At 27.0% G+C, this 14794-nt stretch carries 10 protein-coding genes; 4 read left to right on the top strand and 6 right to left on the bottom strand.

Going from position 1 to position 14794, the window contains the following annotated elements:
- Window positions 1-30: 30 nt before the first annotated feature.
- Window positions 31-1197, bottom strand: coding sequence for a YibE/F family protein (locus JNUCC81_RS08365; protein WP_454096167.1), 1167 nt, complete (start codon window positions 1195-1197; stop codon window positions 31-33).
- On the bottom strand, window positions 1197-2732 hold the full coding sequence (locus tag JNUCC81_RS08360; RefSeq protein WP_454096166.1) for an alkaline phosphatase: 1536 nt from the start codon (window positions 2730-2732) through the stop codon (window positions 1197-1199). The genes JNUCC81_RS08365 and JNUCC81_RS08360 overlap by 1 nt, the downstream gene beginning before the upstream one ends.
- A 751-nt stretch (window positions 2733-3483) precedes the next feature.
- On the opposite strand from JNUCC81_RS08360, the gene JNUCC81_RS08355 reads away from it, so the two are divergent.
- On the top strand, window positions 3484-4482 hold the full coding sequence (locus JNUCC81_RS08355; protein ID WP_454096384.1) for an NAD(P)H-dependent flavin oxidoreductase: 999 nt from the start codon (window positions 3484-3486) through the stop codon (window positions 4480-4482).
- Window positions 4483-4625: 143 nt separating this feature from the next.
- Here the strand turns inward: JNUCC81_RS08355 and JNUCC81_RS08350 are convergent, their stop codons facing one another.
- Window positions 4626-5759 carry an aldo/keto reductase gene (locus JNUCC81_RS08350; protein ID WP_454096165.1) on the bottom strand — a complete coding sequence of 378 codons (1134 nt, stop codon included), beginning with the start codon at window positions 5757-5759 and terminating at the stop codon, window positions 4626-4628.
- A gap of 606 nt (window positions 5760-6365) precedes the next feature.
- Between JNUCC81_RS08350 and JNUCC81_RS08345 the strand changes: the two genes are divergently transcribed.
- The 3 genes from JNUCC81_RS08345 (at window position 6366) to JNUCC81_RS08335 (ending at window position 9713) form a co-directional block, all read left to right on the top strand.
- Complete coding sequence (locus tag JNUCC81_RS08345; RefSeq protein ID WP_208332680.1) at window positions 6366-7301, top strand: magnesium transporter CorA family protein; 936 nt, start codon at window positions 6366-6368, stop codon at window positions 7299-7301.
- Window positions 7302-7544: 243 nt separating this feature from the next.
- Complete coding sequence (locus JNUCC81_RS08340; protein ID WP_454096164.1) at window positions 7545-8543, top strand: calcium/sodium antiporter; 999 nt, start codon at window positions 7545-7547, stop codon at window positions 8541-8543.
- Between the two features lie 204 nt (window positions 8544-8747).
- Window positions 8748-9713, top strand: coding sequence for a calcium/sodium antiporter (locus JNUCC81_RS08335; RefSeq protein ID WP_454096163.1), 966 nt, complete (start codon window positions 8748-8750; stop codon window positions 9711-9713).
- Between the two features lie 34 nt (window positions 9714-9747).
- On the opposite strand, the gene JNUCC81_RS08330 is transcribed toward JNUCC81_RS08335, so the two are convergent.
- The 3 genes from JNUCC81_RS08330 to JNUCC81_RS08320 form a co-directional block, all read right to left on the bottom strand.
- Window positions 9748-11610, bottom strand: a complete 1863-nt coding sequence (locus JNUCC81_RS08330) for a tetratricopeptide repeat protein (protein WP_454096162.1) — start codon at window positions 11608-11610, stop codon at window positions 9748-9750.
- A 497-nt stretch (window positions 11611-12107) separates the two neighbouring features.
- Window positions 12108-14039, bottom strand: a complete 1932-nt coding sequence (locus tag JNUCC81_RS08325) for an alpha/beta hydrolase family protein (protein WP_454096161.1) — start codon at window positions 14037-14039, stop codon at window positions 12108-12110.
- Between the two features lie 404 nt (window positions 14040-14443).
- On the bottom strand, window positions 14444-14608 hold the full coding sequence (locus tag JNUCC81_RS08320; protein ID WP_454096160.1) for a hypothetical protein: 165 nt from the start codon (window positions 14606-14608) through the stop codon (window positions 14444-14446).
- Window positions 14609-14794 lie beyond the last annotated feature (186 nt).

Below are 14794 nucleotides of genomic sequence, written 5' to 3'. Positions count from 1 at the left end.
TATAGGTTATTTTTTATACTTTTTTCTATTTTATAATTTTTTTAATTCTAATTCTTCGCTTTTTTTAGTATATACATAACTACATATTGTAGCTGTCAATGGCGAAACTATTACAAGTCCTATACATCCAACAAAAGTCTGAAGTATTTCTGATGATATAAATCTAGTATTTAATATACTTAAAAGTGGCGTTCCTTGTGCCATATATACCATCATAACCCCAATAAAACTACCCATATACGCCAATAATAGTGTTGTTGTTTGAGATCCAACTATTGATTTACCTATAGTTATCCCCGATAATAATATTTCTTTTTTACTTAATTTAGGGTTTTTATCTACTAATTCATCAACTGATGCTGATATATCTATTGCCAGGTCTAATATAGCTCCCGAACATGATAAATAAATTCCTGATTGATATATTAATGTTAAATTTAAATCTTGAAATCCTGAATATAATAAAGACTCCGACCATTGCATTACTGTACCGTGAATTTTAAATATATTACCAAAGATTATTGCCAAAATACAGGTTACCAAAGATGCAAACACAGACCCAAGTATTGCACAATATGCCTTTTTAGTAAATCCGCCCACTAAAATTAAAGTTACTGTTGATATTAAGATACCTATAACAAGTGCTAATAAAATTGGATGATAACCTTTAAGTAGCATGGGCACAAATAGCTTTAATATACAAATTAATGTGAATGCAAAAGATATTACAGTTCTTATTCCTGTACTTCCTGAAAAAATCACAAGAACAATAACAAACAAACTAATTAGGATAACTTCTAAATTTAATCTATAATGGTCAACCATATTTGCAAATACTATATTTCCGTCTTCTGATTTTTCGAGTAATATAAATGCTTTATCCCCTGCATTAAATATTTTATCAGTTTCAAGTGACCCCGTTAGAAGATTTACTGCTCTTACTTTTTTCCCTTTGAAGTCTCCGCTTAATATTTCTACTTCACAAATTTGATCTCCTTGTTTTATTAATCCAGTATCATAAATAGCTGATTCATCCGTACTTAATACTTGTGCCTTTACACCTTCAGCATTAGTATAAATTTGTTTTTCAAATCCGGTTGGTATAAGTAGTAATATACCTATTGAAATTATACATATTATAGAAAATATAATATTTTTATTATGTAATATATTATTATTTTTAAATAGTTTTATCATTATTTTAATCCACAAACCTCTACTAATTTATTGAATATATCTGTATTGTCGTAAGATCCTGAGAATTTATCTGCTCCTGCACCCATTGCATATACCGGTACTGGTACACCTGTATGCGAATATGATGTCCATCCTATCCCTGCTTTATTATTTATTATATGAGTTAAAGTTACTGATAGTGGGTCATATCCACCATATAGAATTTCACTTTCTGTGCTTTTATCTCTTGAATCTTCATCTTTCATACTTTCTTCAAATGCCTTAGTTAATTTTTTGTACTCATAATCTGATAAAACTAAATTTGCATTTTCTTCTTTCTTAGCATCTTTATCAGTTGATATTATAAGCCCAAAGTTTTCTTTTATTATAGGTAATAGATCTTCTAATTTAGCTTTATCTTTATGTTTTTTTTCTTTATATTTATTAATTAATTCATCAAATTCTACATAAGACATTTTTTGTTTTTTTAGTATATCAAAAGCAGTATCATATCCCGTAGTAGCTTGACCTATTGACATCCCACCTGTTTCATGGTCTCCTGTTACAATTATAAGAGTTTCTTCTGGATGTTTATTTGCAAACTCTATAGCTACATTAACAGCATCACTTAATACTTCTACATCTTTTATATTGCTCATAGCATCATTTGCATGCCCTGCCCAATCTATCTTACCTGATTCAACCATCATAAAAAAACCATCTTCATTGTCCATTACATCTATTCCCTTTTTTACAAAATCATCTAATTTTAAACTTTCTTCTTTTGCATCTAAGTTATATGACATAGCTGATGAATCTTGTAGTTCTGGATTTATAGCATATACTTTTCCTGAATCACTATTTAGAGACATTATTTTATTTTTATCGTTAGTTACTTTATAACCATTTTCCTTCATGACTTCAAATATATCTTTTTGCTTTTCATCTTCTCCTTTTGGACTTATTAATGATCCCCCTGCAAAATAATCAAAGTCACTATTAGCCATTTGTGTTGCTATATCATAGTAATCACTTCTTGATGCTGCATGAGCATAAAATGCCGCTGGTGTTGCATGATCTAGTGATACACTACTTACTACTCCTATTTTGTAACCTTCTTTTTTAAGTTTTTCAGTTATACTCTCTGGCTTAGTTTGTTTATCTGCTTTTAATCCAATAACGCCACTATGGGTTTTTATTCCACTTGAAATCGCTGTTGCTGTTGATGCGGAGTCCGGCGCAAATGAAGTTGCATCTTGGGTCGTAGCACTACCTACCACTGGGAATTTAGTAAACTCCAATCTCTCAACCTCAACTTTATTACTATTTTTTATTGTTCCATTATATACTTGTGCTGCATTTACTTGAGTATAAGACATTCCATCACCTATAAATGTAAATATATACTTAGGCTTTTTTGAAGTAGCCTGTGTTATTTGCGGTGAGCCATTTTGTACATTTTTACTTTCATCAGTTTTTACTCCACACCCTGTCAATGATGAACCTATAAGTAATATTGATAATCCTAATACTGCTAATTTCTTTGGTCTTTTCATTATTTTCCCCCTAATTATGTAATTATTAATATAATACCTTTTTCAATTATAATTATAGGAATAATATGTTAAATAATTATTATGTTAAGGTTAATACATAGTTAAGTTTGTTAAATATTAACTTTAAAACATAAAAAAGCAAACTTTATTAAAGTTTGCTTTTTTATAGATTACGATTTTTAAATAATCTATTTTAGTATTTATCTATATTAAAATAATTATATATTATGCTTATTAATTGTCTGATGCTACGTCGTCTAATATATGACTTTCCGATATATATGATAGTAAACTAAGACCATACATAACAAATACTAATGCTGCTGTTATTAGTACAATTGCCATTTTCTAATCCCTCCTTTTAATAATATTATATCCATCTTATGTGAACTAATTATGAATTTTATTTGAATATTATATATTTTTTCTTATTTTAATGTTAAATATAATATCTTTTTAATTTTATACTATATTTTCAATTTATATACATTATAATCCTATTTTGTATTTCATTGCTAGTTAAGATATTGTAATCTTTTTATTTTAATTTAAGTTTTTATTTAAAAATAAATTTTCTATTTATTCAAAATTTATGTATTATTTTTTTTAAAATTATAGTATAATCAAATTAGCACTAGGTCATAATATTAAGTATTATAATCTAGTTCTTGAACATTATACGGAGGTGATTATAATGAAACCATTAATAATCGGTGATTTAGTAGCAAAAGTTCCCGTTATACAAGGGGGAATGGGTGTTGGTGTATCTAGATCATCTCTAGCAGCTGCTGTAGCTAAGGCTGGAGGAATCGGTGTGATCTCTGGTGCTCAAGTAGGTTATGACGAAGATGATTTCGAGAAAAATACATTAAATGCAAATTTAAGAGCTTTAAAAAAACATATAATTAAAGCAAAAGAAAGCTGCCTAGATGGAATTATAGGTGTGAATCTTATGGTAGCTATGAATAATTATGAAGAACATGTAAAGCAAGCTATAGAAGCTGGAGTAGATCTTATAATATCTGGTGCGGGGCTTCCAACTAAACTTCCTTCATTTGTAAAAAATAGTAAAGTTAAAATAGCTCCAATAGTTTCTACTTCTAAAGCTGCTAGTGTTATTTTAAAGATGTGGGATAGAAAAGAAAAAACTACTGCTGATTTAATTGTAGTTGAAGGACCTAAAGCAGGTGGACACCTTGGATACACTAAATCTGAACTAGAATCTATTAGTGTTGATGATTATGATAAAGAATTTGAAGAAATACTTAAAGTAGCTAAAACTTATGGTGAGAAATATAACAAAGAAATACCTGTAGTTGCTGCAGGTGGAATTTATACTGGAGATGATGTAGCTAAATATATAAATCTTGGTGCTAGTGGTGTCCAAGTAGGAACTAGATTTGTTACTACTTATGAATGTGATGCTCACGAAAACTTTAAAAATACATATATAAACTCATCTAAAGATGATATAAATATCGTAACAAGTCCAGTTGGTATGCCTGGTCGAGCTATAACAAACAAATTTATAGAAACAGTTTCTGTAAATCGTCCAAAAATAACAAAATGCTATGATTGTTTAATTCCTTGTAATCCAAAGAATACACCTTATTGTATATCGCAAGCTCTTATAAATGCTGTTAAAGGTGATATTGATAATTCTCTACTATTCTGTGGAGAAAATGCTTATAGAGCTGACAGATTGTATTCTGTTGATGAAGTTATAAAGGAATTAACATGTAAATTATAGATATATTAATTTTAGCTTTAATATTTAGACCTTAATTTTTGCAATACTCCTATCCTAAGGTCCTATATAGTTTATATTTAAAGGCTAAAAATAAAAAAAGGAATACTTAAAATAAGTATTCCTTTTATCTATATTAACTATATTTATGCCTTAAATACATTTTCAACTTCTTTAAGTACTTCTCTTATTTTTATATGCTGAGGACATTTTACTTCACATTTTCCACACTCTACGCACCTAGATGCATCATTTCCTTCTTTTACTAATATATTATTATATATTTCTTTAGATACAGAAACATTGTCAAACATAGATGCATTGTTTAAAAGCTCAAAGCAGTTCGGTATGCTAACATTTACTGGGCAAGGAATACAATACTTACATCCAGTACAATTTACCTTTATTTTTGATTTAAATTCATCTCTTAATTTATCTAAAGTTTCTTTTTCCTCTGGTGACATTGAGTTTTCAATGCCTTGAGTATCTGCTATTTTCAAATTATCAATTACTTGTTCCATTGTTGACATACCACTAAGAACTACTCCTATATCTTCTTTGTTGTATAAGAATTTAAATGCCCACTCTGCTGGTGTTTTTTTAATCTTTGAATTTTCTATTATATCTTCTATTCCTTTTGAAAGGTTGTTTACTAATGCTCCTCCACGAAGAGGCTCCATTATTACAACACCTAAGTTTTTACTAGCTGCATATAATAATCCTTCTGTTCCAGCTTGGTAATCTTCATCTATATAGTTATATTGTATTTGAGTGAAATCCCAATCATAATCATCAACTATTTCTTTATATAAACCTATCGTATCATGAAATGAAAAGCCTATATGTTTTACTAACTTTTCTTTTTTTATCTTATCTAAAAACTCAAATAGCCCATATTCTTTAATTGTTTCGTAAGTTTCAACATTTAAATTATGAACTAGGTAAAAATCAATATATGAAGTTTGAAGTCTTTCTAACTGCTCATTTAAATATTTATCCATATCTTCTCTACTCTTTACAAGCCATGTAGGAAGCTTAGTTGCAAGTTTAACTTTGTCTCTGTATCCTTCGCTTAAAGCACGACCTACAAATGCTTCACTTTCTCCATCATGATATATATACGCTGTATCTATATAGTTTACCCCATTATCTACAGCATGCCTTATCATTTTAGTAGATTCTTTTTCATCTATTTTCCCCTCTATTTGTGGAAATCTCATACATCCAAATCCAAGTATGGACACTTCTTCATTAGTCTTACCTAATTTTCTATATCTCATATTCTTCTCCCCCAAGATTATTTATTCCTTAATTATATAATACTATATTTTTTAAATATATTTAAACTATTCTGTAAAAATGATAAATATAATAGAATACTATTTCTAAAATTAATAATAATATTAATTTATTTATGGTTTAATCCAAGATAATATTTGATTTCCAAAACTTTTACTAAAAAATCTATAGAAATAATACTTTTGCTTTAGATAATGTTTTTTATATATAATTCTATTTATTAATAAAATCTCTTATAATATTTATCTAATTTATTAAAATAATAAAAAAATGGGTTAATAGCTTAATAAATAAGGTATTAATTTAAAAAAAATGCAATAACTATAGATCAGATATTGATTTATATCCAAGGAAAGGGTATTATGTTTAAAGGGCCTAAAAACATTGGGCCTAAAAACTTACTAATAAAAATTATAGGAGAGTGATGGAAAATGGACTTTAGTCCCTGGCGGCTAATAAGTTTAAAACATCACTTATTATTATCTTAAATCAAACTAATTTCTTTATTTCAATTATATAAATTAGTTATTTAATGAATAATATTAAGTGATGAGATTTATATAAAATTGAATAAAGGATGTGTTGCCATGATAAGATATTATAAGACTATTGAAAATAAATTGGAAAAGCTTAGTTCTTTTGAAAATGGCTGTTGGATAAATCTTGTTGAACCAAACCAAAGTGAGATTAATGAAATTGCTACTTTATTAGATATTGATATAGAAAGCATTAAATCAGCATTAGATGAAGAGGAACGTTCAAGAATAGATATTGAGGACAATCATACTCTTATACTTATAGATATTCCAGTAGATGAAAGTGATGAAAAATCATCTCACTACTCTACTATACCTCTTGGTATTATAATAGTTAACGAATCGATTTTAACAGTTTGTACTGCACAAACTAAGATTTTAAATGACTTTATAGTAGGTCATGTTAAAGATTTCTTTACTTTTAAGAAAACTCGTTTCATACTTCAAATTCTTCACAAAAATGCTACTTATTATCTTCATTACTTAAGAAGAATAAATAGAATGACAACAGTGATAGAAAAAGAAATTTATAAGTCGATGAAAAATAAAGAACTTATTCAACTTTTAGAACTTGAAAAATCATTAGTATACTTTTCTACTTCTTTAAAGGCAAATGAGCTAGTTTTAAATAAAATGGTTCGTACCCCTAGTATAAAAAAATATTCTGATGATGAAGATTTACTTGAAGATGTTATCGTTGAAAATAAGCAGGCCTTAGAAATGGCTACCATATATGGCGATATACTAAGTAGAATTATGGATGCTTTTAGTGCAATTATAAGCAATAATCAAAATAATGTAATGCAGTTTTTAACTTCTGTTACACTAATCTTTTCTATCCCAACTATCGTATCAGGATTTTTCGGTATGAATGTTGGCGGTATACCTTATGGAAATGACCCAAATGGATTTTGGATTGTAATGCTTATTACTACGCTAATTGCCTTAGTAATTACATTTTTAATGTCTAGAAACAAGTTATTATAAATATTTTATTATTTTTATATATTAGTTGCAATTTTTTCCATTTTGAAATATAATAATTAATATAAATTTATATTTTTCCCTGAAGGGGAGTAGCTTACACAAAAGTGTGTAATCAATCGTCATTTCAGTGTATAACACTCGGTTGATTAACAAGTTAATTTACTTGATAGCAAGACCTTCAAAACAAATGTTTAATATTTGTTTTGAAGGTTTTTTTAATTTTAATTTTCGGAGGTATGATTTATGAACTATATTTTTTTAATTGTTGGTTTTATATTACTTGTGAAAGGTGCTGATATTTTTGTTGATGGTTCTTCAAGTATTGCAAAGATATTAAAAATTCCGCCTATTATTATAGGGCTTACTATCGTTGCTTTTGGTACTAGTGCTCCTGAAGCTGCAGTTAGCATTACAGCATCAATAAATGGTCAAAATGGTATGGCTATTGGGAATGTAATCGGATCAAATATTTTTAACTTATTAATGGTAGTAGGAGCTTCTGGATTTATTAGTACTTTATTAGTTGAAAAATCTATTTTATCTAGAGAACTTCCATTTGTTTTAATTACATCTATATTATTAATTGTTTTATCTGCTGATATATTTATTTCAGGTCCATCTTCTTATACACTTAGCCGTATGGATGGTGCAATATTATTAATTCTATTTGCTGGATTTGTATATTATTTAGTATCTTCTGCTCTTAAATCTAGAAATTCATCTTTAAATGATGATGAAACCTCTTTAGATATTGAAGTTATAGATAGAGACATTATGGTACAACAAAAATCTTCTCCTATGTCAAAGTCTATATTTTTATCTGTCGTTGGAATATTAGCTATAATATTAGGTGGTAAAATAGTTGTTGACTGTGCATCAAATATAGCATCTAGCTTCGGTATTAGTGACCATCTAATCGGTCTTACAGTAGTTGCTATTGGTACATCTCTTCCTGAATTTGTTACATCCATTGTTGCTGCTACAAAGGGAGAAAGTGATTTAGCTTTAGGTAATGTTATAGGTTCTAATATATTTAATATATTATTTGTACTTGGTATATCAGCACTTATATCTCCAATGACTATTGACCCTAAGTTATTCATAGACGGAGCAATTATGATTATCGCTACAATAATAACTTTCCTCTTTGCTTATAGAAAAAATAATGTAAATAAATATGAAAGTTTAACATTAATGATATTATATGTTGCTTATATGGCTTATTTAATTATGACAGCATAAGATTTTATATTGATTTTTTAGGCAATTTAATATAAAATCAAATTATAAATTTATTTTCATTAATAAATTACACTATGATGGTAATTAGCAAGTTTATACTTGATGGAATACCTTCAAATCAGATATTTCACATCTGTTTTGGAGGTTTTTTTATGGTACTATTCATTTTAGCTTATAACATAATTGTTTTTGGGGGTATTATTTATGGACTATATTTTTTTAGTGCTAGGATTTGTCTTATTAATAAAAGGTGCTGATGCTTTGGTTGATAGTGCGTCGAATATAGCAAAAGTTCTTAAAGTTTCTCCTATTTTTATAGGACTTACTATTGTTGCTTTTGGTACTAGTACTCCTGAGGCTTCCGTTAGCATTATTGCATCATTAAACCATCAAAATAGCATGGCAATTGGAAATGTAGTTGGTTCTAATATATTTAATTTATTAATGGTAGTAGGTACTACTGCATTTATAAAAACTTTATACGTTGAAGAATCTATTTTGCATAAAGAGTTTCCATTAGTCCTAACTGCATCATCTTTAATGTTACTTTTATCTTTAGATATGTCACTGGGTTATTTTGATGGATTTATATTATTATTATTATTTGTTATGTTTTTATTTTATTTAATGCGTATATCTCTTACCCCTGGTAATTTTTCTTTATTGAATAAAGAAATTTCTATATCTATAGATTCGGATACTATTGCCATTGATAAAAATAAATCTATTTTTAAATCTATAATTTTAACAATAGTAAGCACTGTAGCTATACTCTTCGGAGGTAAAATAGTGGTTGATTCTGCTTCTTCTATTGCAAGTACTTTCGGTGTTAGTAGTCAATTGATTTCTGTTACAATAGTAGCTATTGGTACATCTCTACCTGAGTTTATTACATCACTTACAGCTGCTACAAAAGGTGAAAGTGCTTTAGCTCTTGGTAGTGTTATTGGTTCTAATATGTTTAATACTCTATTTGTACTTGGAATGTCTGCATTTGTATCACCTATGAATGTAGAGCCTAAATTAATCATTGACGCTATATTTATGATTGTATCCACTGTTATACTATTTATATTTGCATATAGAAAAAATGATATAAGTAAATATGAGAGTCTAACCTTAATTGGATTATATCTTTGTTATATTACATATTTAATTATGAGTACATAAAAAAGGATGATTTGACCATCCTTTTTTATGTACATTACTTTTCTATTATCATATCCATTATTAATCCTTCAAACATATCTTCTAAGTTTTCATTAATATCTAATAAGTAGTCTGGTACACACTCTTCTTCTTCTTCAATGCTTACTTCCTCTATTTCAAATGGTGCAATCAATACTTCATCAAAGTTTATATTAATAGTTGGAATACTTTTTACTATCTCCATACATCCATCGTATCCTTCATCTGCTAAGGAAGAATACATATCTAATCCTTTTTTATAATATATTCCAGCTAACATATACTCACATTTTTTATTTCCCAGTTTATATCCTTCACTATAATACTTTTCAGCTTCTGAGGAATCATTTAACTTAAGGCTTAACTGACCTAAATTATATATAGATTCAACACATTGTTTAGTCCTACCTTTTTCATACCAATATTTAGAATTTATATAATCTTTATAATAAATATCGTATATCACACCTAACATATGTTGGGCGTATGTATTATCTTCATTTGCAGGAGATTCAAACATAGACTTTGCTTCTTCATAGTTTTCACCATTAAAATAAATTCTTCCAAGATGTATTTTTGAATTTAAATGATTTTGCTTACTTGATATTTCAAAATACTTTTTAGCATTTTCACTATCATCTAGTTCTTCATATATACATCCTAACTTATAACCTGATTCTACATCTTTATTTTCTAAAGCCTTTTCATACCAAACTATAGCTTCATCAAGATGGTTATCATCTTCATATAGTCTAGCTAGCTTAATTTGACATGATAAAGTATTAGAGTTTCTTAAATAGTAAGAAATGGCTCTTTCAATATCTCCATTTTTTAAATAAAGATCACCTATATTTTCAATTGCACAACTACATCCATCCATAATTGCTTCTTCATAATACTTTATAGCATTATCAAAATCATCTTCTTCAAAATAAAGACCGGCTAAATTATTCTTAGCTTCAACCATATTATTTTCTGTAGCCATTTTATAATACATTCTTGCATTTTCTATTTCATTTCTTTTATTATACAAATTACCTAATCTATATTTAGATAACGCATGATTTTTCTCTATTGCTTTTTCATAATACTCTATAGCTTCCTCATGGTCTTCTTCTCTATCATAAATATATGCTAATCTATGTTGAGATAAAGTATCTTCTTGATCTGCACTTTTTGCGAAATATTTCTTAGCCTCTTCAAAATCCTCTTCTATTTCCATGATCAACCCCATATTAAAGCACCCTTTTACATGTCCTACCTTGTATAAATGCTTATATAGGCTTATCGCGCTTTTTATATCTTTTTCACTTTGATTTAACACAGCTAAATTATATTTACAATCTTCATCTAAAAGTATTGACCCTTTTTTGTAATACTCTAAAGCTTCATCTTCTCTTCCTAAAGTAGTGTATAATACACCTAGATTAAAGCATGCCTTTCCAAAGTTAGAATTAGAACATTCTTTTAACCACTTTTCACTTCTTGCATAATCTTTTAGCTTAAAATGTGATACTCCTAAATTATTTTGAGCTTTTACATGACCTAAACTAGCTACTTTTTCATACCAATAAATAGCATATTCGTATCCTCCTGCTTCAAAATACATATTACCTATATCAAAAGCTGCTTCATCATATCCATTTTTATAAGCCATATTGTACCATTTTTCAGCTTCATTATATTGTCTTTTATCATAATATATATTTCCTAAAGTATATTGAGACTTTACATAGTTATCACTAGCTGCTATTTTATATGATTCTATAGCATTATCTAGTTTTCCCATCTTTTCATACACAGTTCCTTTGACATGATATACTTTAGGGTCATTTGATAAATTTTTTATTTTTCCTATTGAAAATTTCGTACTTTTCATATCATACTCCCTATCTATTTTACAACTTATCCATTAATATATCTAATTATATAACATAATTCATTTTATTCTTTATTATATTTCTATTGTAATTATATTGTAATAATAAGTCTAACGCAATATTTATATAGTTTTATTACGCAATTGTTATATTCTATTATAACCATACAGTATAATGTTATGTATAGGGGCATGTACATATTCTATATATTGCAGTTACAGTATTTTTATGATTCCAATAAAAAAATTATCAGTATTGTGTAAATTTTATCATTTAATCCATTATAGATAGTTTTTATACTGTTAGATTTCAATCAGAATGATTAAGATTATATTTACGTATTTTAAATTTAATAACTTCAACTATTTATAGAAATAAAAATAAGGCTCAAACTAAGCCTTATTTTTCTACATTCATCACATATATTTTCATCCATTGTAGTAGTTTTAACATATTTATTTTTATTAAAATAATAAAAATAAATATGTTAAAAATCTTACTTCGTTTTTTTGTAACATATAAATAAAAGAGAAGATATTATACAAAAAATAAAAATATATATAGCTACTGATTTTAGACTTCCTACACCTAAAACCGCATTTTCAGGTGTTATTGTTTCTTCTTGGTCATTAATAGAAGATAAGTAAATACTTTGTAGTACAAAGCTACCTTGACCAACTGATTTAGATGGTGAAATTTCAACCTTAGAAATATTTGAAGAATCTATTTTTCCCTTAAATTCAGTAAGTGGAATCATAAGTGTTGAAAGTGGTGTAAAATTTGAATACATTGTCTTAGCATATTCATCCTTAACAGGTATAAGTGCCATTTTACCTGGTTGATACTGTAATGCAGAGCTATCTAGTGGTGTAGAGATAGTATGCGATGCACCATTTTTATCAATAAGTGTTATATCGATTATCTGATTTATACCTTTATTAAGGGGGTTTGTTGAATCTTGCATTATCTCAAAACTAAGGGTATTAAATTTTGTGAAATCATTATTCTCTAAAATTTTATAGCTAACTTTATCATTTGCATTTTTAAAATCAAGTGAAACAAGAGGATAATAGTCTGATAATCCTGGTAATCTTATATTTCCAGCAGTATGCTTTTGTTTGTCTTTACTTGCTATAATTTTTTTGTAATTTCCAGAGAAATTTTTAAAATCAGATTCAGAATTTGCATCAAATAGTTTATTACTATTTCCCTTAATAAAACTCATTAAGACCTTTTTATTATATAAAGTACCATCCTTACTAGCTGATATTTTAGATAGATTACCTTTATCTATAGCGGATTTAGAAAAATCAACAATATATTTACTAGCAAAATCTCGTTGTTCATTGCCAGACATAGGTTCTTTTAGTGTATCTCCTTTATCATCAACAAATGAATTATCTTGCTTAAAAATAGTACTATTAAAATTATTATGATTAGCAGAATATAAATATAGTAGTTGAAGGTCTTTGTCTCGTTTTTGTAAGCTCATTGTATCAAAAATTTGACGTCCTTCTAATGTATGAACATCTCCATCAAGTTGAGGTAATATAATTCCAGTAGGAATATCAGGATACTTATTAAAATCTCGCCAGTAGTTTGCTGGTGCTATTGAAATGTTTCCCTTAACATTAAGACCCATTTCTTTTAATATTTCATAACCTAAAAATATGTTTTGCCCACCTCTTGAATGTCCAACAAGAATAATGTTATTAAAATCAATTTTATCTTTCATATCAAAACCATATATATTATTAGTAGTATCTTTATTAACACTATCTAAAAGCGACTGCACATGTTTTTTAAATATTTTACTAAATAAATCTTTTTGTGCTCCATAAAGTTTTTCTTTATCAGAATCCATAGAATCTAAAGAATATACCGGAGTTAAATTCATTCCAAGTGATACAAATCCTTCATTTGCTAATGCTTTCATATTATCTGAAAAACCAATATCAAAATAAGTTGATATGCCATTTCCTGCATATGAACCATGTAGAAAAATTACAAGAGGCAATTTTTTTCCATTAGGAACAGAAATAGAACCAGTGTTATTATATGTCATATATTTTGAATTATCTTGCTCATCTAATATGTTATACATCTTATCTTTCAATAAATATTTATCTTCACCTAAGTTATAAGTTGCTACATCATTGTACTTATATTCAGGTGGAGTAACAATAAATGTATCCATAAGATTGGATTCTACAACATTAGTGGTATTCATTTTCTCAAAAACACCCATAGGCACATATATTTGGTTATTCTCTTCATAATATTTATCTTTTATCAAGGTACCATTTACATTAACTTGATAATTAGTTTTATTAAAAGTTATGTAGTCTTGTTTATCCTTATATGAAATAGTGTATTTGAATGTATTATTTTTTGAATCTTTAGATTCAACTCCTCCTAACTTTTTCATAACAGGGTTTAGGGAAAAGTAAAATACATCTCCTCCTTCAGTGATTGTTTCAAAACTATCTCCGCCAATCATCAAAGAAGCATATATTTTAGATGGCGAAAATGTAATTACTGTGATAAAACTCAGTAAAAAAATAAATAGATATTTAGTCTTTTTAAGCATTTTTTCTCCTTTCAGATGTTAGTTTTAATTATTTAGATATTTTTATTTATTTGTAACTGTAAATAATAAAAAATACCCCGTTATTATATAGACGCTTCTGAGTGTTAAAAAGTTTTTTTGAAATTCATATATTTTATAAACAAAGTTAATTAAATGCACTTATAAGTTATCCAAAAATAATAGTAAACAAATATAGATATAAAATTAAAATATTTAAAGTCTATCTATTAACTCTAATCTTTTTATTTTTGTTCTTCTATACTTATAATATTAAAACTTGTACCATCATATATTTTTTTATTTTCTAAAATATCAATTTTAAAATATAATATACACGAAAATGCAATTGTATATGTTAATATAAATAGTATAGATTTATAGTATTTTCTTTTTAATGTAAATAACATAGATACACGTATAACCCAAGGAAAGACCATCAGTAACAATGATATAATAAAATATTCTAAATTATAATCATTGTAAATTATAATTTTCAAACAAAAATAATAATAATAGATCATCAAAGGTACAATTAAGAGTAAATATTTATAATTACTTTTTATTTTTTTCATTTTATCCTCCATTCTTAATAG

Source organism: Faecalimicrobium sp. JNUCC 81, assembly GCF_053667625.1.
Note: the sequence above shows the minus strand (reverse complement) of the source record. Positions and strands in the feature narration are given on the sequence as shown.